Origin of the sequence: Vibrio sp. T3Y01, from assembly GCF_013114525.1 — a bacterium.
Classification (GTDB): Bacteria; Pseudomonadota; Gammaproteobacteria; order Enterobacterales; family Vibrionaceae; genus Vibrio; species Vibrio chagasii_B.
In genome coordinates, this window is the sequence record NZ_VTXJ01000006.1 from 233,993 (window position 1) to 251,977 (window position 17,985).

Consider the following 17,985-nt stretch of genomic DNA (forward strand, 5'->3'; position numbering starts at 1 on the left):
AGTAGCAAGACATATTCAAACTGTGTTTTATATGAGCTTACACTGTTAAATATAAGGTTTTATTATGAGGCTTAATGGGATAAGTGGTGACATTCTTGTTGCTGCTAAAAGAGTTGTTCTCTGCCAAGTAGTATTAGCCGTCGGTGTAGTTTTATATGAAGTGTTTTTTGGTAATAAAGTAGATATGGAATCGTCGGCTTTGGGTATCGTTATTGCGATGCTACCTCCGCTGTTTGGTTTTATATATGCAAGCCTAAAGGTGCGCAAGAACCCTAATTATAGTTTACGTGACTTAATGCAAATGAGTCGTGTCGTGAAAATAACTTATACGTTCTTAATGTTTATCTTGGCGTTCCAGTTTTTCAAATTGGATAACCCAGTAATATTGTACGCATATATTCTCACTATGGTTGGGTACTTCTTAACACCATTTATTACTGCCTCTACAAGATCGGAGTACGTGTAGTATGGATCAAGTAACTACCGCTCACGAATACATAGAGCATCACTTAACCTTCTTAACTACAGGTGATGGTTTCTGGGCGTTCAACATCGACTCGATGTTGGTATCTTGGATTACGGGTTTACTGTTTATTGGAGCTTTTCGATACGTAGTGACTAAGGGCACCAGCGGTGTTCCAGGTCGATTTCAATGTTTTATCGAACTGATATTTGATTTTGTAAACAACCTAGTAAAAGAGATTTTTCAAGCGGAGGATAAATTAATAGGGCCACTGGCATTAACCACTTTTGTTTGGGTGTTGTTAATGAACGCGGTCGATTTATTACCAATAGATTTCATACCAGCATTAAGTCGTGCAATGGGTCTAGAACACTTTAGAGATCTACCAACGGCGGACGTAAATATTCCAATGTCGATGGCACTCGGTGTATTTATCTTACTGTTGACTTATACATTTAAAAATAAAGGATTGAAAGGCTTTATCAAAGAGCTTACTACGCAGCCATTTGATAACCCTCTTTTATACCCTGTTAACTTAGTTCTTGAATTAATAACATTAATTTCAAAACCTATATCACTAGGCTTACGATTATTTGGAAACATGTATGCAGGTGAGATGATATTTATTCTGATCGCATTAATGCCATGGTGGATGCAATGGGCACTGAGTGTTCCTTGGGCACTATTCCACATATTAATCGTATTCTTGCAAGCATTTATATTTATGGTACTGACCGTTGTTTATTTAGGTATGGCAACAGAAGAACACCACTAATTAATAACTAAAAAATTTAACTAACAAATTATTTATCGGAGATACAAATGGATATCGTAAGCGCAGTTTTATATGTAGCAGGTGCATTACTGATTGGTTTAGGTGCGGCAGGTGCAGCGTCAGGTATTGGTAATTTGGCAGGTAAATACCTTGAAGGTGTTGCTCGTCAACCAGACCTTACCCCAATGCTTCGTACTCAATTCTTCATCATGATGGGTCTTGTGGATGCAGTACCAATGATCGGTGTTGGTATCGGTCTATACATCATCTTCGCCGTGGCTTAATCAAAAAGCTTTGAAAAGATCGATTTGTAATTAATCAAGATTTAGCGAGGAAGGTATGAACTTAAATGCAAGCATGTTCGGGCAAGCAATCTCATTCGTGATTTTTGTTTGGCTATGCATGAAATATGTATGGCCCCCTCTCACCGCAATGTTAGACGAGCGCCAAAAAGAAATTGCTGATGGTTTACGCCATTCAGAGAATGCAGCGAAAGAGCTAGAACTAGCAAAATCCAATGGCGCACAACTGGTCGAAGATGCAAAACGCAACGTCACTGAACTGATTGAACAAGGCAAAAAACGCCGCAATGAAATCATCAGCTTAGCGCACGAAGAAGCCGAGCAAGAAAAAGCTCGCATCTTAGAGCAAGGCAGAGCCGAACTAGAGAGTGAGCGTCAAAAGTTACGTCGTGAACTTCAGGCAGACATGGCAGACGCTGTTATTCAAAGTGCACAGAAACTGATCAACAAAAACCTAGATTCAGAAACGAACCGAGCGTTAGTTGATCAACTCATTAGCGAACTGTAAGCGGAGGCAGTATGTCAGATTACACCAATATTGCTCATCCCTACGCCAAAGCCTCATTCGACTTTGCTTTGGGTGAAAACAAGTTACAAGAGTGGCACTCGATGCTTTCGATTCTTGTGGCAGTAACGGAAGAAGAGGCGATCGCTGATCAGATTATCTCAGCAGAAGGGGCAAGCGCCCAACAAACTGAACAGCTCGCCAATCTCATCATTCACGTTTGCCAAGGGTTGGTTGATGAACACGTTATCAACCTAATTCGAGTGTTGGCTGAGAATGGTCGCCTTTCCGTCGTAAAAGACTTGTTTAGCTTGTTCAGCGAGCTGAAGGACGAACATGAACGTGTAATTCCTGTCACTGTCACCAGCTCAGAATGCCTTACATCAGGTCAAGTTACCTCATTAACGGCTGCACTTGAGAAGAAATTAGAGCGTCAGGTTGAATTAGAACAGGTGATTGACGACTCACTGGTCGGTGGGATCGTCATCAAGGCGGGTGAAACCGTTATCGATGGTTCATTGAACACATCAATAAGCCGATTAGCTAATCAACTTCACGCGAGATAGGTAATAAAATGCAATTAAATTCAAATGAAATTAGTGATCTAATTAGAGAACGAATCTCGCAATTTAACGTGAGCACTGAAGCTCGCAACGAAGGCACTATCGTATCGGTTCGTGATGGCATCATCACCATCAACGGTCTTGCAGATGTGATGCAAGGCGAGATGATTGAACTACCTGGCGGCAAATACGCACTTGCACTTAACCTAGACACCCACTCTGTTGGTGCGGTGGTAATGGGCCCTTACATTGACCTTTCTGAAGGCATGAAAGTAAAAGGCACTGGGCGTATCTTGGAAGTACCTGTAGGTAACGGGCTTCTGGGCCGTGTAGTAAATACCCTAGGTGAGCCGATTGATGGTAAAGGTCCCGTAAGTTGTGACCGTCTTGACCCAGTAGAAGTGATTGCCCCTGGTGTAATTGAACGTAAGTCTGTAGACCAGCCAATTCAGACTGGCTACAAAGCGGTAGATACCATGGTGCCTATCGGTCGTGGTCAACGTGAACTGATCATTGGTGACCGTCAGACAGGTAAAACGGCACTAGCAATCGATGCCATCATCAACCAAAAAGATTCAGGCATTAAATGTGTGTATGTGGCGATTGGTCAAAAAGCGTCAACCATCGCTAACGTGGTTCGCAAGCTCGAAGAGCACGACGCACTTAAAAACACCATCGTGGTTGTCGCATCAGCATCAGAATCAGCAGCGCTTCAATACCTAGCACCCTACGCGGGTTGCACCATGGGCGAATACTTCCGTGACCGTGGTGAAGATGCACTGATCATCTACGATGACCTATCCAAACAAGCAGTCGCATACCGCCAAATCTCATTGCTACTTAAACGCCCACCGGGTCGTGAAGCCTTCCCTGGCGACGTATTCTACCTTCACTCACGCCTGCTAGAACGCGCAGCACGAGTCAATGCAGAGTATGTAGAGAAGTTCACTAACGGTGAAGTGAAAGGCCAAACAGGCTCATTAACCGCGCTTCCTATCATTGAAACTCAAGCGGGTGACGTATCGGCATTCGTACCAACCAACGTAATCTCGATTACCGACGGTCAGGTTTTCCTACAGACTCAGCTATTTAACGCAGGCTTACGTCCAGCCGTTGACCCAGGCATCTCGGTATCTCGTGTGGGTGGTGCTGCCCAGTGCAAGATCATCAAGAAGCTATCTGGCGGTATCCGTACTTCGCTGGCTCAATACCGTGAATTGGCGGCATTCGCTCAGTTCTCTTCTGATCTGGATGAGATGACGCGCAAGCAACTTGACCATGGTGAGCGTGTGACTGAACTGATGAAGCAAAAGCAGTACTCCCCTATGTCGGTTGCAGATCAAGCTACTGTGATTTACGCGGCTGAAAAAGGCTACTTAGCCGACGTTGAGCTAAACAACCTAGCCCGCTTCGAAGAAGAGCTGATCGCGTACGCCAAAGCTCAAAACCCAGCGCTGATCGACAAGATTAACGCGACAGGTGATTACAACGACGAAATCGATAGCGCTCTTAAAGAGATTCTAGAAGGTTTTGTTGGGATGAAAGCTTGGTAAGTGCTCCGGTTTGTTAGCTGGAAACAAAAACAAATAGGAGCAGATTATGGCAAGTACTAAAGAAATTCGCACCAAGATAGCCAGTGTTAGTAACACTCAGAAAATCACAAGTGCAATGGAAATGGTCGCGGCAAGTAAGATGCGTAAGGTTCAAGACAACATGACGCAGACGCGACCATATGCCGAAAACATGCGTAAGGTTATCTCCCATGTTGCATCAGGGTCGCTGGAATACCAGCACCCTTACCTTCAACAGCGTGAACCTAAGCGCGTGGCTTACATCATTATTTCGTCTGACCGCGGCTTATGTGGTGGCTTGAACTCCAACTTGTTCAAGAAAGTGCTGGAAGAAATGGAGCAATGGAGTGCTAAAGGCGTTGAGGTAGAAACCACCTTAATTGGTTCAAAAGCTATCTCATTTTTCCAACGCGGCGGCAATGTTATCGCACAAACCTCAGGCCTAGGTGACGCACCAAAGTTAGAAGACATCTTAGGTACGGTTAACGCGATGCTTGGTCACTATGACGAAGGCAAAATCGACAGCTTGTACTTAGTCTACAACCAGTTCGTTAACACCATGGTTCAGGCTCCAACGACTTTACAGCTTCTACCCCACCCTTCTGACTCAGAGGCAGACGGTGAAGCCAAGAAAGCGCGTCGTTGGGACTACATCTATGAACAAGCGCCAAGAGACATACTCTCTGAACTGTTACACCGATACATCGAATCTCAAGTGTATCAAGGCATCGTTGAGAGCATCGCCTGTGAGCAAGCTGCACGAATGGTAGCCATGAAAGCCGCTACCGACAACGCTGGTCAGCTCATCGATGATTTGCAGTTGGTGTACAACAAGGCACGACAAGCTGCCATTACCCAAGAACTGAGTGAAATCGTCTCAGGTGCTCAAGCTGTCTAAGGGCAGGAAGAGCGGGTCAGAATAGAATTTGAGGAATTACACATGAGTGTTGGAAAAATAGTAAAAGTGATCGGCGCGGTGGTCGACGTCGAGTTTAGCGGCAATAACAGCCCACGCGTTTATGATGCATTGAAAGTCACTAGCGACGAAGCAAGCTCGCTGGTATTAGAAGTTCAACAGCAACTCGGCGGCAACATTGTTCGCTGTATTGCGATGGGTACATCAGACGGCTTACGTCGTGGCCTAACTGTTGAAAACACAGGTTCTCCAATCACAGTTCCAGTCGGTGAAGAAACACTAGGCCGTATCATGAACGTGCTTGGCCAACCTATCGATGAATGTGGCGAAATCGGCCAAAAAGAGAACTACGAGATCCACCGCGAAGCCCCTTCTTATGAAGAACAAGCTAACAGCACTGAATTGCTTGAGACAGGTGTTAAGGTTATCGACCTTATCTGTCCATTCGCTAAGGGTGGTAAAATTGGTCTGTTTGGTGGTGCCGGTGTAGGTAAAACCGTCAACATGATGGAGCTTATCAACAACATCGCCAAAGCTCACTCAGGTTTGTCTGTATTTACCGGTGTAGGTGAACGTACTCGTGAAGGTAACGACTTCTACTACGAAATGAAAGAAGCCGGCGTACTAGACAAAGTTGCCATGGTTTACGGCCAAATGAACGAGCCACCGGGTAACCGTCTACGTGTTGCGCTTACTGGCCTAACTATGGCTGAACGCTTCCGTGATGAAGGCCGTGACGTACTCTTATTCATCGATAACATCTACCGTTACACGCTTGCAGGGACAGAAGTATCTGCGCTATTAGGTCGTATGCCTTCAGCGGTAGGTTACCAGCCAACATTGGCGGAAGAGATGGGTGTACTTCAAGAGCGCATCACGTCAACAAAACAGGGCTCTATCACCTCTATCCAAGCAGTATACGTACCTGCGGATGACTTGACTGACCCATCGCCAGCAACAACCTTTGCTCACTTAGATGCGACCGTTGTACTGTCTCGTAACATCGCGGCACTGGGTTTATACCCTGCGATTGACCCGTTAGATTCAACGTCACGTCAATTGGATCCGCTGATCGTAGGCCAAGAGCACTACGACATTGCACAAACGGTTCAAACCACGCTGCAACGCTACAAAGAGCTAAAAGACATCATCGCGATTCTTGGTATGGATGAGCTTTCTACAGAAGATAAGCAGGTCGTATCTCGCGCTCGTAAGATTGAACGTTTCTTAACTCAGCCTTACCACGTAGCGGAAGTCTTTACCGGTCAGAAAGGTGTGTTTGTACCACTCAGCGAAACGCTAAGAGGCTTCAAAGGTCTATTAAATGGTGAATACGACGACATTCCAGAGCAAGCATTCTTGTACTGTGGCTCTATCGACGAAGTGCTTGAAAAAGCGAAATCACTCTAACAGGTAGGTGCATCATGGCTATTGGAATTACAGACAATACATTTCAACTTAATATCGTAAGTGCGGAAGGTACGCTGTTTTCAGGGCCGGCATATGCCCTAGCCGTTTCTGGAGCAGATGGTGAACTCGGGATTCGTCCCGGTCACTCCCCGCTTCTTAGCAAAATAAAACCGGGCGTGACGGTGTTTGTCACCGACCCAAAAGCAGAAGATGAAGTACTTTATGTGTCTGGTGGAATGATTGAAGTTCAACCGGATGTGGTAACGGTTTTGGCCGATACCGCTTTGCACGCAAAAGACATTGACCGCGCTCGCGCTGAAGAAGCTAAACACGCTGCTCTAGAAAACATCAATAAGGGCAACGTAGACGTTAACTTCGCACAAGCTCAGCTTGAACTAGCAAAAGCGATTGCTCAACTTAGAGCTGCGGATCTTACTTCGTCTCGCACTCGCCACTAAACATAGGCAATTGCTTATCCCAGTGTAGATAGTCTCCCCACTTAAAAACGATTTAAGTGGGGAGACTAAATTAAGAGCTAAAGACCGATCCCTTCCCCACTTCCCCATTAATCACTCGCTTGATTCACTCACTTTCTCCACCAGCAACTTCAACATTATTTCTCTGCAAAACGCGCTTGGTGTGGGTCCAGTTCATGTCCGAGCGGCTGCGTCAGTGAATGATAAAGCTCAGGCTTGCGACCACGAATCCAACGTCTCCCGGTGCACATCTCTAACTCTTGCGCTTTCAAATCCGCAACCACCATATCGTCATCAACGCTGTCCGTCTCTGTGATGATCTCCCCATAAGGGCTTAGGATCATCGCATTGCCCGTTCTTACTTCATCCATATCAACGCCAACACCGTTACTGAACACCACAAACATGCCATTATCATGCGCTCTTGCCGGTAACCAACGCATTAGCCATTCGCGCCCATTCTTGCCCTGCATTTCAGCACGAATCGCCTCTGTGTTTTCATCTCGGTTTAACCATAAATCTGGGTCAATTCGCTTCATCGCATTGGGGCTACGCGAGTGGCAACCGCCCGTTTGATGTGGTGCAATCAATATATCGGCACCTTTCAAAGCGGTAATTCGAACGTTCTCAACCAAGTTATTATCCCAACAAATCAAGATCCCGACTTTGCAACCGTGGGGCGTATCGAACACCGTGTATTGATCGCCGCTGCTCATATATGGGCTTACGAACGTGTGCAATTTGCGATGTTTCTGTACCTCACCATTTGGCATCGCGAACACATACGTATTGTATAACTCACCATCAATACCCTGCTCTATCAAGCCCGCACCAACACTCATTCCAAATCGTGTTGCTAGTGCAACCAGCTGTTGAGTGGATTCACCGCTCGGTACTGGCTCCGCGAGGGCTTCTATTTCGTCTCGCGACAAAGCAGACACATGCCAGTAGCCAGTAATACACATCTCTGGGAAGCTGATGATCTCGACACCACTGTCCGCCGCTTGTTGAACGTAATGCTCAATCACCGATAAGTTGTACGCCTTGTCGCCGGCATGATGGTTAAACTGAACCGATGCTACTTTGATGTCTCTTTTCATGATTCGTCCTCAAATTTTCGCTTTATCCGATTTGGTATGGAGCCAGTATAAAAAATCGCTTCAATTCCATATAATGAAAGATATTCGCAGTTCAATGAGCACTTGGAATGGAATTTGATTTACTGAAGGCATTTTGTCAGCTGGCTAAGTCGGGAAATTATCGTTTGGCTTCAGAGCAGCTCTACATTACTCAATCGGCACTCACCAAAAAGATTCAGCGGCTTGAATCCAATATTGGGGCGAGCCTGTTCTCCCGCGGCAGAAATGGCGCAGAGCTGACGCATGCGGGCAAAACCTTACTGGCAGAAGCCCAACGCTTGGTCGATTCAATGCAAGCCTTTCAGCAGCTTTCTGGCTCGGTGGTCAATGGGACAGAGGGGCATTTAAACATTGGATTTGGCGTGTCTACTTATCATGAGGCACCTAAGCTTATTGCGGCTTACAAACAGCAATATCCAGAGGTTCACGTCACCTTAAATGACACCCCTTCTAAGCAGCAAAAAGATGAGCTGTTGAGCCACGAACTCGATATCAGCTTCAATCGTATCCCCGATTCATCCGTTCTAAACAGCCTAACGCTTTTCGATGATTCCCTTGTGATTGCCATTCACAAAGATCTTCTCAAGCAAGCGCCAAACAAAGCTCTGATTATCTCTGAGTTAGCGAAATGGCCTTACCTAAAGCTCGCCCAACATCGTGGACCCGGACTAGACAAACAGATCCAGCAATATTGCATCGCCAATAATATCGAGCTATCAAAGACACAAGAAGCTGACGATATTCTTACCTTGCTAGCCTTAGTATCGGCCAATATTGGCTTTACCATAGTACCGAGCAGCGCACAGCAGATAAGCAACACCAAAGTTGAATTCATTGCATTACAAGGTGAACATGCCACTTGGCCTGTCGGATTGATATGGAATGGAGAGAGTGAGAACCCACTCAGGGATAGGTTTGTAGATTTTGTGGCGAAGCAAAGCGAAATTGATGCCAAACGCTGAATTTCAAACAAAAAAGGCTCACTATCAGAGTGAGCCTTTTAGTATCTGGCAACGCTAAAGACACATTTAGCGCTGCTAATAAGCTATAAAAGAGTTTCAGACCAGCAGTTTAAAGCTGTAAATTAGAAGAACTCAATCGAATTACGGCCGCTTTTGTCGTCACGTGTTGGCTTTGGCGTGTCCGCTTTCTTTTTCGGCTTGTTTTCTTTCTTCTTCTCTTTTTTCTGTTTCTTAGGTTCAGCTTTAGCGCTTAGCATATCTGCAGTGCTGCGCTGTGATTCTTTCTTGCTTGAACCCTTTTTAGACTGGCCTTTTTTCGACTTGTTGTCTTTCTTAGCCGCTTCTTTTTTCTTTGGTTTATCTTCTACTTCTTGTACTGGCTGGTCACAGCACACTACATAGTATTCTTGGTTAAACTCAAAGAAGTCACCATCGTACATTTTACGGCGCTTACGTGTTTCCAGCTCGCCATTCACCGCAACGTAGCCTTCAGAGATGACATGCTTGGCTTCGCCACCGCCACTCACTATGTTCGCGATCTTGAACACCTTGTAAAGCTCAATTGGCTGAGATGATACATCGACACCAATCGCCTCGATTTCAATCTCTTCGCCTTCTTCGCCGTGCTCGTAACCTTCGTAGTCAGCGTCTTCGTAATGTTCTTGGTCCATAGTGACCTCTACCTAAAATATGTACTTCTGAAATATTGGGCGCAGTGTAATCGTAAAACCACTAAATGACCATGTTGAATTCAACCTGATCGCCCTTGTTATAAAGAATAGTGCCTCTATTGGCGACTTACACGCCACCCACGTTCGAGAGGCTCACCAACTGTTTGGTGTATTCGTGTTGAGGAGCGCTAAACAGCGTCTCGGTGTCACCCTTCTCAATCACCTCACCCGCTTTCATCACTATGGTGTAATGGCATAGGGATTTGACGACGTTCAGGTCGTGACTGATGAACAGGTACGTAAGATCGTACTTTTCTTGTAGTGACTTCAGCAGATCCAGCACTTGCGCTTGAACGGTTCTGTCGAGTGAAGATGTAGGCTCATCTAACAAAATAAACTCTGGCTTCAGAATCAGTGCTCGCGCAATCGCAATGCGCTGTCTTTGACCGCCCGAAAATTCATTTGGGTAACGGTGACGTGTTTCAGGGTCAAGGTCGACCTCTTTCATCACGTCACAGATACGTTGATCCAATTCGGTCTCATCCAGCTGTTGATGAACTCGTAAGCCTTCACCAATCACTTGTGCCACCGACATTCTTGGGTTCAACGCTGAGAATGGGTCTTGAAAGACGACTTGCATTCGGCTTCGAAATGGTAGCATCTGCTGGCGGTTTAGCCCTTGAAGCTGCTCGCTTTCATAAGTGATCGAACCTTCACTCTCCACCAGCTTTAATATCGCCATACCTGTAGTCGACTTACCCGAACCACTCTCGCCCACTAAGCCAATTGAGTGCCCTTTCTTAAGGGTGAATTCCATATCAGTGACCGCTTTTATATGCGAAATAGTACGCTTAAATAGGCCACCCGTGATCGGGAACCAAACTCGAAGTTGATCTACATCGAGTAGCGGTTTGCTGTCGGGTGACACAGGCACAGGCAAGCCTTTCGGGTCTGAATTGATTAGCTTTTGTGTGTAAGGGTGAGCTGGCGCATTAAACAGTGTCTGGCAGTCGTTGCTTTCGACAAGACGACCATCTTTCATTACCGCTACTCTGTCGGCAATCTTACGAACAATACTCAAATCATGGGTGATAAACAGCATCGCCATGCCAAGCTCTTGCTGCAGGTCTTTTAGCAGGTCAAGGATCTGCGCTTGCACCGACACATCCAGTGCAGTCGTTGGCTCGTCAGCAATAAGCAGCTCTGGCTCATTAATCAGTGCCATCGCGATCATCACACGCTGACGCTCACCTCCAGATAACTCATGCGGATAGGCTAATATTTTTTGCTCTGGATGACGGATACCTACTTTAGAAAGCCATTCTATCGCCAAGGCTTGCGCTTTATTGGTGCGCATACCGCGGTGAATAGCGAGGGTTTCAACCAACTGCTTGCCGATTCGATGAAGCGGATTCAGTGACACCATCGGCTCTTGGAAGATCATCCCGATGCGACCACCACGAATACCGCGCAGTTGCCTCTCAGAACAACTCAAGATGTCGCTACCAGAGAAGTTAATCTTTCCGCTCAAGTAATGCGACGAGCCTTTAGGCAGTAGCTTTAAGATCGAGTTAGCCGTCACCGATTTACCCGAGCCACTCTCTCCCACCAGCGCCAGTGTTTCCCCTTTGTATATCTCGAGCGAAACATCGTGTGTTACCTGCTCTATCGCCTTCTTTCTTCCAAAACCCACAGACAGTTTATCTATGGTTAGAACTGGAGAAGCAGGAGCTGTATTTGAAGTCATAACCTATCCTTACTTCTGTTGGTGTGGGTCGAAGGCATCACGTACCGCTTCACCGACGAAGACAAGTAACGTAAGCATCAAAGAAAGTACAACGAATGCGGAAATACCAAGCCAAGGCGCTTGTAAGTTGGCTTTACCTTGCGCCAGAAGCTCGCCTAACGAAGGCGAACCCGCAGGAAGGCCAAAGCCCAAGAAATCTAACGACGTCAGCGTGGTCACCGAACCAGACAAGATAAACGGCATCATAGTTAGGGACGCAACCATAGCGTTCGGCAACATGTGACGAAGCATAATGCGTTTATCATCCACGCCCATCGCTTGTGCCGCACGTACATAGTCGAAGTTACGACAACGTAAGAACTCTGCGCGAACAATACCCACCAGACTCATCCAACTGAACAGCACCATAATCCCCAGCAACCACCAGAAATTCGGCTCAATGAAACTCGACAAGATAATTAGCAAGAACAAGGTCGGCATTCCAGACCACACCTCAATGAAACGTTGCCCAAACAGGTCAACCCAACCGCCGTAATAACCTTGTGTCGCCCCAACGACCACACCAATGACACTTGAAACAATCGTCAGAACAAAACCAAAGAGTACCGAGATACGAAAGCCGTAAATAATTCTAGCCAACACATCTCGCCCTTTGTCATCTGTCCCTAACCAGTTAACCGAGTCAGGCTCCGATGGTACCGCGCCTGCGATATCAAAGTTGATAGTGTCGTAGCTAAAAGGAATGATAGGCCATACGATATAGCCACTCTCTTCAATGAGGTCGATTACATACGGGTCTTTATAGTCGGCTTCGGTTTCAAACTCCCCACCGAATTCTGTCTCTGCGTATTCATTAATGACAGGCACAAACCATTGATTGTCATAAGAAACCAATAATGGCTTATCGTTCGCGATGATCTCAGCGAACAGGCTCAAGCCAAACAAGATGGTAAATATCCAAAGGGAGATAAAACCACGCTTATTTGCTTTAAAACGTAACCAACGAGCTTCAGCTAAAGGGTTGTTAAACATTTATTATCAATACCTTGTTATTCGTTCGCCATTAACGCGCTTCAAAATCAATTCGAGGATCAACCCAGGTATAAGTCAGGTCGGAGATAATGCTCAGAACCAAGCCTAATAAGGTCATGATATAGAGAGAACTGAACACCACGGGATAGTCACGTTGAATGGTCGACTCAAAGCCAAGTAAACCAATGCCTTCAAGTGAAAACATCACTTCAATCAACATAGAACCCGTGAAGAAAATACTAATAAATGCGCTTGGGAAACCGGCAATAATGATCAACATTGCGTTACGGAAAACGTGCTTGTAGAGAATACTGTTCTCGTCCAAACCTTTCGCTCGTGCCGTTACCACATATTGCTTGTTAATTTCATCAAGGAAGGAGTTTTTGGTCAGCATGCTGAGCGTGGCAAAACCACCGATCACCATGGCGAAAATAGGCAAAGCTAAATGCCAGAAGTAATCACCGATTTGCTGATACCAATTGAGTTGGTCGAAGTTACTCGATACTAACCCTCGCAAAGGGAACCAACTGAAGTAGTTACCGCTGGCAAACAAGATAATCAGAATGATAGCAAACAAGAAGCCAGGGACCGCATAACCGACAATCACCACCGCGCTCGACCAAATATCAAAACGAGAGCCGTGGTGTATCGCCTTCATAATGCCCAGAGGTATCGAAATCACGTAAATGATTAACGTACTCCAAAGCCCCAGAGAAATAGATACAGGCAAGCGCTCGATGATTAAATCGATAACATTACCGCCCTTAAACAGGCTTTCACCAAAGTTAAAAGTCGCGTAGTTTTTCAACATCTCAAAGTAACGAACGTGAATCGGCTTATCAAAACCAAACTGCTTTTTGATCTCTTCAACCACTTCCGGATCCAGCCCACGTGAGCCTTTATAGCCACTGGCAGACGCTTGATCACTCTCGCTTAAATCAACCTCTTGTCCACCACCAGAAAAGCGCTCCATAATACCAGAGTTATGCCCTTCTAATTGCGCCACAGCCTGCTCTACAGGCCCGCCTGGCGCAATCTGAATGATGAAAAAGTTAATCGTGATGATCGCCCACAGCGTGGGGATCACCAACAACAAACGTCGAAATATATACGCAGCCATGCTAACTAACTCCTAGCGACGTTTCTCAGGAAGCAATGCCGCCTTCTCTTCTGAAATCCACCATGTATCGATACCTAAATCGTATTTAGGCAGCACATCCGGACGCTCAAACTTGTCCCACATTGCCACGCGATATTCGCCAACGTGCCATTGAGGAATGTTGTAGAAGTTCCACTGCAACACACGGTCAAGAGAGCGACCTAGCGTAAGGAGCTTTTCTGGGTTCTGTTGGTTGCGTGCGATTTCTTCAGTTAACGCATCCACCACAGGATCCATTACACCTGCTGTATTGTAAGTAGAATCAATGTAGTTAGAGTTCCAAACAATCATTAAGTTCGGGCTTGGATAAGGGTTTGGCGAAAACGATGAAGAGACCATGTCGAAATCTCGATCACGCAGACGCTTGATGTATTGCGTGGTATCGACCGTACGGATCTTCATTTCGATACCCATTCGCTTGAGGTTCTTTTGAACAGGTGTAGCAATACGCTCCGTCGTTGGGCTGTAAATCAACAACTCAAACGACATTGGCTTGCCAGTCTTTTCGTTTGTCATTACTTTGTCTTTCAGCACCCAACCCGCTTCCTTCAGCAGTTTGAATGCCGTGCGCATTTGGCTGCGAATACGGCCACTGCCATCGGTAACTGGCGGTTGGTATTCTTCCGTAAACACTCGCGGTGGGATCTGGTCTTTGTACTGAGACAGCAACGCCACTTCGTCTTCACTTGGTAAGCCTTTCGCTTCATAGTCAGTGTTTTGGAAGTAACTACGAGTACGTTTGTACTGGCCGTAGAACATGTTCTTATTCATCCACTCAAAGTCCATCGCGTACGTTAACGCTTCACGAACTTTAGGATCTGAGAACACCGGAGATTGAATATTGTAGACAAAGCCTTGGGTCGACTCTGGCTTCTCGTGATTGATCTCTTCTTTGACGATATAGCCTTTGTCAAAGTTTGCGCCTGTGTAAGAGTTAGCCCAGAACTTGGCTGAGTTCTCTGTTCGTAGATCAAACTCCCCTGCTTTAAAGGCTTCTAACATCACGGTGTCATCACGATAGTAATCGTACTGCACTTCCTTAAAGTTATTGCGACCCACGTTAACGGGCAAATCTGCAGCCCAATAGTTTTCATCAAGGCCGTAGGTAACACTTTGACCCGACTTATAACTGATGATCTTATAAGGACCGCTGCCTACTGGCGGTTCACTTAGCGGCTCAGAGAGTTTTCTGTCTTTCCAAAAGTGCTTTGGTAACACGCGAGTGCTTTGAGCAAAGCTAAACAACTTCTCACGGTTAGGATTATTCATCTCGATACGAACAACCAAGTCAGAAACCGCAGTAACGGATTCGATGTCTTTGTAGTACACACGATATTGAGGCACACCTTCTGTCGAAAATTTCATGAAGGTAAACGCCACATCATGGGCTGTGATGGGCTGACCATCATGGAATTTAGCATTCGGGTTGATATCGATTTCCATCCAAGAGAAATCACTCGCATAACGAACTTTGGAAGCAATCAATGGATAGTAGGCATCAATTTCATCACTCGGTGAAAACATCAAAGTATCGTAAATTTCACCGGAATAACTAGCGGCAACACCGCGGGAGCCGAATCGATTAAAGCTATCGTAGGTACCAATGCTGCCGTAGGTCACTTTGCCGAATTTAGGCGCATTCGGATTAACATAATCGAAGTGAGTAAAGTTGGCTGGGTATTTTGCTTCACCAAAACCAACCAGTTGTGTGGTTTCAATAACAGTGACAGCGGGAGTGGATTCGGTATCGGATGCGTAAGTAACGGAGGGTTGTAGAGCAATAAGCGGCAGCATAACTGCACATGAGGCTAACTTTAACCTGAAAAACTGAGTGCGCTGCGAGGCCTTGCGTCGAAGATCTGTTCCCATTTGACTCTCCCTTCAAATGTCATGAATTCAATATTCAGCTTGATTTGTCGGCTTTGAATGCATGCCGTTAAAACAAGTATAGAATCAAATCTAACATCATGTAATAACTAATAAAACCATCAGCACCATAAGTCTTACGCTTTATTTACAAATTACTCGGGACTGTTCTAAGAAATGTCACGCGCTAGCGCTATGGCTGAACCTGTGGCTAGCGCGTGATTGTGTAGGATTACTGCACTATTAACTACTGCACCAGATACGTGTCAAAGATAAGTTGACCCACTTCATTAATCACCTTGTCACGTTGTTGGAGAGTGAATTCAGTTTCTGTGAGAGAGACGCTGATGATCAACGGAGCTCGATGTTCACTCCACACAATAGCCGTGATTGCGCGAGAACCATAAGCGCCCGCCCCTGATCTATCCGCAATATTCCAACCACTAGGCAAGATAGAACGAAACATTCCGTCAGACACTTTATTGTCCATCATCCAGCCTTTTAACGTCGCTTTAGACGCTTGTGACAACGTATCGCCATACATCAACTCATTCAACGTCATCACAATACTATTCGGTGTTGTGGTATCGCGAGCATCACCAGGTCGAGCATGATTCAATTCTGGCTCCAAATGATCAAGGCGAGTATTGCTGTCTCTAATAGAACGCAGGAACTGAGTTAAGCCATTGGGTCCATCTATTCCACCTAGCACAATATTTGCGGCGGTATTGTCACTCATCGTCATGGTTGCGCTACACGCATCTCTAAGTGAAATACCTTTACCGACTAGCTCTTTAGTCACTGGAGACCAAACAATGAGGTCTTCAGACTTAATGTTGACCTTTGAGTCCAAATCTAGCCCTTTATTTTCAGCATCATAAAGAAGGTTCGCACAAGCCAGAGTTTTGAAGGTACTCATCATCGGGAAACGTTCGTCGCCCTTGTAGCTCCACGCTTTCTTGGTCGCAGAATCATAGACAGCCACACCAATGCGTACCGAAACACGAGATTCAATTTGCTCAATCGATTCAGGCTTAAGGGATTGACTCAATGACGATGCAGAGAAAAAGGCGCTCAACAATACAAGAGCGAGAGAGGTATATTTTTTCATAGTGAAACCATAAGAAAACGACCGATTGATCGTAGAGAAAATTAAACTCGATACCTTAACCGCATCGAATGGAGAGAATCTAAGCAGAAAGCGACGACCTTCGCTAGATCAAATGAAAATAACTGACTAAATACGAACAATATCTCCATATTTTAGATATCCTTAAAAGAGTGATTTCAATAGGATTCAACCTTGAACAAACCAAACCAAGTAACCTTCTCGACGTTCAACCTTTTGAACTACCTTGAGCCGCCGAATGCTTATTATGATTTTGAGAACATCTACAGCCTCGATGAATGGCAAAAGAAACAGCATTGGATTGCTGAAGCGATTCGTTCAACAGGTTGCGATGTGATTGGCTTTCAAGAGATCTTCAGCCCAGAATCTTTACAGCAGCTAATGAATGAACTGGGTTACCCCTACTTTGCCGTGGTCGATAGTGCACACGTTGAAGATGATTATCTATACACCTCCCCTGTAGTAGGTATTGCTTCCCGTTACCCGATTGAAAATGTCCAGCCAGTCACACCGGATTCGAGCTTACTTGCCGCCTTTAACCTTGGTGACAATTTTTCATTCAACCGAACACCTGTTCACGCCACCATTGAACTGCCTCACTTAGGCTCAACCGATTGTTATGTCGTGCACTTTAAGTCACAACGCCCAACAGAGCCCAAAGTCGAGCCGATAAAAACCAGCGGCCGTTCAGAAGAACAAAAGCCACAAAGCGATACACTGATTAAACTTCACCAGGAACAACTAGGCTCTTGGCTATCGAGTGTTCAACGCGGCCTAGAAGCTCAACTGCTACACCAATACATTACCAATCAACGCTACCTAACCGACCAACCCGTTGTGTTGATGGGCGACTTCAACAAGCCTCTATTCAACGATGAGTTCAAAGGGCTGTTGAGCTATTCGTTGAATCGAGATGAAACCAGCCAACATTGGCTTTCTCACTTTAGATTGAGAGACAGTTGGGATCTCTACCATCAATTACACGAAGAAGACTTACTTGGACAACGTAAACCGACACACTATTACGGCGCATCAGGCTCTGTCTTGGACTACATTTTGATGTCGAACGAATTTGACTGCCAGAACTCTTCGAGTTTAATGGAGATATCAAACTATACCGTGCTCGATCACCATCTAATTAACCCAAGCTTCGAACACGACCAATTCAGTACCGATCACGCTGTCGTTTCCGTCACCGCTCATATCCGCGAGGCCTAACGCTAGACATAAAATAGCCGCAGTCAAACACTGCGGCTTTTTAGCCTAGCCAAACGGGTTTAGCCAACCGACGCCCCATTT

The 17,985-nt window shown here is 45.7% G+C and carries 18 protein-coding genes; 11 read left to right on the forward strand and 7 right to left on the reverse strand.

Features of this window, described 5'->3' with window-relative positions; all coding sequences use genetic code 11:
• Positions 1 to 64 precede the first annotated feature (64 nt).
• Genes F0232_RS08975 through F0232_RS09015 form a run of 9 tightly spaced genes read left to right on the forward strand, consistent with a single transcriptional unit; the run spans position 65 to position 6,963 of the window.
• The gene (locus F0232_RS08975) at positions 65 to 466 is read left to right on the forward strand and encodes a hypothetical protein (RefSeq protein WP_061031080.1); all 402 of its coding nucleotides are present in this window, start codon (positions 65 to 67) and stop codon (positions 464 to 466) included.
• A gap of 1 nt (position 467) precedes the next feature.
• Positions 468 to 1,238 carry a F0F1 ATP synthase subunit A gene (atpB, locus tag F0232_RS08980; protein ID WP_017060838.1) on the forward strand — a complete coding sequence of 257 codons (771 nt, stop codon included), beginning with the start codon at positions 468 to 470 and terminating at the stop codon, positions 1,236 to 1,238.
• 47 nt (positions 1,239 to 1,285) lie between these two features.
• Entirely contained in the window at positions 1,286 to 1,522 is a 237-nt protein-coding gene (atpE, locus tag F0232_RS08985; protein ID WP_004730405.1) for a F0F1 ATP synthase subunit C, read from the forward strand.
• 55 nt (positions 1,523 to 1,577) lie between these two features.
• Positions 1,578 to 2,048 (forward strand): F0F1 ATP synthase subunit B, encoded by a 471-nt coding sequence (locus F0232_RS08990; RefSeq protein ID WP_004741166.1) that lies wholly within the window; start codon positions 1,578 to 1,580, stop codon positions 2,046 to 2,048.
• 11 nt (positions 2,049 to 2,059) lie between these two features.
• On the forward strand, positions 2,060 to 2,611 hold the full coding sequence (locus tag F0232_RS08995) for a F0F1 ATP synthase subunit delta (protein WP_004741165.1): 552 nt from the start codon (positions 2,060 to 2,062) through the stop codon (positions 2,609 to 2,611).
• Positions 2,612 to 2,619: 8 nt separating this feature from the next.
• Positions 2,620 to 4,161, forward strand: a complete 1,542-nt coding sequence (gene atpA, locus F0232_RS09000) for a F0F1 ATP synthase subunit alpha (RefSeq protein WP_105058090.1) — start codon at positions 2,620 to 2,622, stop codon at positions 4,159 to 4,161.
• A gap of 46 nt (positions 4,162 to 4,207) precedes the next feature.
• Positions 4,208 to 5,077: a F0F1 ATP synthase subunit gamma gene (atpG, locus tag F0232_RS09005; protein ID WP_061031083.1), complete on the forward strand. Its 870-nt coding sequence runs from the start codon at positions 4,208 to 4,210 to the stop codon at positions 5,075 to 5,077.
• A 42-nt stretch (positions 5,078 to 5,119) separates the two neighbouring features.
• Positions 5,120 to 6,505, forward strand: coding sequence for a F0F1 ATP synthase subunit beta (gene atpD / locus F0232_RS09010; protein WP_004741162.1), 1,386 nt, complete (start codon positions 5,120 to 5,122; stop codon positions 6,503 to 6,505).
• A 14-nt stretch (positions 6,506 to 6,519) separates the two neighbouring features.
• Positions 6,520 to 6,963, forward strand: a complete 444-nt coding sequence (locus tag F0232_RS09015; RefSeq protein ID WP_004741161.1) for a F0F1 ATP synthase subunit epsilon — start codon at positions 6,520 to 6,522, stop codon at positions 6,961 to 6,963.
• Positions 6,964 to 7,118: 155 nt separating this feature from the next.
• Here F0232_RS09015 and F0232_RS09020 read toward each other — a convergent pair whose 3' ends face one another.
• Entirely contained in the window at positions 7,119 to 8,081 is a 963-nt protein-coding gene (locus tag F0232_RS09020; protein ID WP_105058089.1) for a nitrilase family protein, read from the reverse strand.
• A gap of 107 nt (positions 8,082 to 8,188) precedes the next feature.
• Here F0232_RS09020 and F0232_RS09025 point away from each other — a divergent pair, with 107 nt between their 5' ends.
• A complete protein-coding gene (locus F0232_RS09025; RefSeq protein WP_105058088.1) occupies positions 8,189 to 9,082 on the forward strand; it encodes a LysR family transcriptional regulator in 894 nt (297 codons plus the stop codon).
• Between the two features lie 122 nt (positions 9,083 to 9,204).
• On the opposite strand, the gene F0232_RS09030 is transcribed toward F0232_RS09025, so the two are convergent.
• From F0232_RS09030 to bla, 6 genes are all read right to left on the reverse strand, one after another.
• Positions 9,205 to 9,753 carry an RNA-binding S4 domain-containing protein gene (locus tag F0232_RS09030; protein ID WP_105058087.1) on the reverse strand — a complete coding sequence of 183 codons (549 nt, stop codon included), beginning with the start codon at positions 9,751 to 9,753 and terminating at the stop codon, positions 9,205 to 9,207.
• Between the two features lie 127 nt (positions 9,754 to 9,880).
• Positions 9,881 to 11,500, reverse strand: coding sequence for a microcin C ABC transporter ATP-binding protein YejF (yejF, locus tag F0232_RS09035; protein WP_105058086.1), 1,620 nt, complete (start codon positions 11,498 to 11,500; stop codon positions 9,881 to 9,883).
• 9 nt (positions 11,501 to 11,509) lie between these two features.
• Positions 11,510 to 12,532 (reverse strand): ABC transporter permease, encoded by a 1,023-nt coding sequence (locus F0232_RS09040; RefSeq protein WP_017068487.1) that lies wholly within the window; start codon positions 12,530 to 12,532, stop codon positions 11,510 to 11,512.
• Between the two features lie 31 nt (positions 12,533 to 12,563).
• Positions 12,564 to 13,652 carry a microcin C ABC transporter permease YejB gene (locus tag F0232_RS09045; protein ID WP_061031098.1) on the reverse strand — a complete coding sequence of 363 codons (1,089 nt, stop codon included), beginning with the start codon at positions 13,650 to 13,652 and terminating at the stop codon, positions 12,564 to 12,566.
• Between the two features lie 12 nt (positions 13,653 to 13,664).
• On the reverse strand, positions 13,665 to 15,560 hold the full coding sequence (locus tag F0232_RS09050; RefSeq protein ID WP_105058085.1) for an extracellular solute-binding protein: 1,896 nt from the start codon (positions 15,558 to 15,560) through the stop codon (positions 13,665 to 13,667).
• Between the two features lie 244 nt (positions 15,561 to 15,804).
• The gene (gene bla / locus F0232_RS09055; RefSeq protein WP_061031100.1) at positions 15,805 to 16,668 is read right to left on the reverse strand and encodes a class A beta-lactamase; all 864 of its coding nucleotides are present in this window, start codon (positions 16,666 to 16,668) and stop codon (positions 15,805 to 15,807) included.
• 192 nt (positions 16,669 to 16,860) lie between these two features.
• On the opposite strand from bla, the gene F0232_RS09060 reads away from it, so the two are divergent.
• Complete coding sequence (locus tag F0232_RS09060; protein ID WP_105058084.1) at positions 16,861 to 17,904, forward strand: endonuclease/exonuclease/phosphatase family protein; 1,044 nt, start codon at positions 16,861 to 16,863, stop codon at positions 17,902 to 17,904.
• The last annotated feature ends 81 nt before the right edge of the window (positions 17,905 to 17,985 follow it).

Coding starts and splice junctions, on each gene's coding strand:
- F0232_RS09040 (WP_017068487.1), bottom strand. CDS start 12,532: ATGTTTAACAACCCTTTAGCTGAAGCTCGTTGGTTACGTTTTAAAGCA.
- F0232_RS09025 (WP_105058088.1), top strand. CDS start 8,189: ATGGAATTTGATTTACTGAAGGCATTTTGTCAGCTGGCTAAGTCGGGA.
- F0232_RS09050 (WP_105058085.1), bottom strand. CDS start 15,560: ATGGGAACAGATCTTCGACGCAAGGCCTCGCAGCGCACTCAGTTTTTC.
- bla (WP_061031100.1), bottom strand. CDS start 16,668: ATGAAAAAATATACCTCTCTCGCTCTTGTATTGTTGAGCGCCTTTTTC.
- F0232_RS09045 (WP_061031098.1), bottom strand. CDS start 13,652: ATGGCTGCGTATATATTTCGACGTTTGTTGTTGGTGATCCCCACGCTG.
- atpG (WP_061031083.1), top strand. CDS start 4,208: ATGGCAAGTACTAAAGAAATTCGCACCAAGATAGCCAGTGTTAGTAAC.
- atpD (WP_004741162.1), top strand. CDS start 5,120: ATGAGTGTTGGAAAAATAGTAAAAGTGATCGGCGCGGTGGTCGACGTC.
- atpA (WP_105058090.1), top strand. CDS start 2,620: ATGCAATTAAATTCAAATGAAATTAGTGATCTAATTAGAGAACGAATC.
- F0232_RS08975 (WP_061031080.1), top strand. CDS start 65: ATGAGGCTTAATGGGATAAGTGGTGACATTCTTGTTGCTGCTAAAAGA.
- F0232_RS08990 (WP_004741166.1), top strand. CDS start 1,578: ATGAACTTAAATGCAAGCATGTTCGGGCAAGCAATCTCATTCGTGATT.
- atpB (WP_017060838.1), top strand. CDS start 468: ATGGATCAAGTAACTACCGCTCACGAATACATAGAGCATCACTTAACC.
- F0232_RS08995 (WP_004741165.1), top strand. CDS start 2,060: ATGTCAGATTACACCAATATTGCTCATCCCTACGCCAAAGCCTCATTC.
- atpE (WP_004730405.1), top strand. CDS start 1,286: ATGGATATCGTAAGCGCAGTTTTATATGTAGCAGGTGCATTACTGATT.
- F0232_RS09015 (WP_004741161.1), top strand. CDS start 6,520: ATGGCTATTGGAATTACAGACAATACATTTCAACTTAATATCGTAAGT.
- F0232_RS09030 (WP_105058087.1), bottom strand. CDS start 9,753: ATGGACCAAGAACATTACGAAGACGCTGACTACGAAGGTTACGAGCAC.
- F0232_RS09020 (WP_105058089.1), bottom strand. CDS start 8,081: ATGAAAAGAGACATCAAAGTAGCATCGGTTCAGTTTAACCATCATGCC.
- yejF (WP_105058086.1), bottom strand. CDS start 11,500: ATGACTTCAAATACAGCTCCTGCTTCTCCAGTTCTAACCATAGATAAA.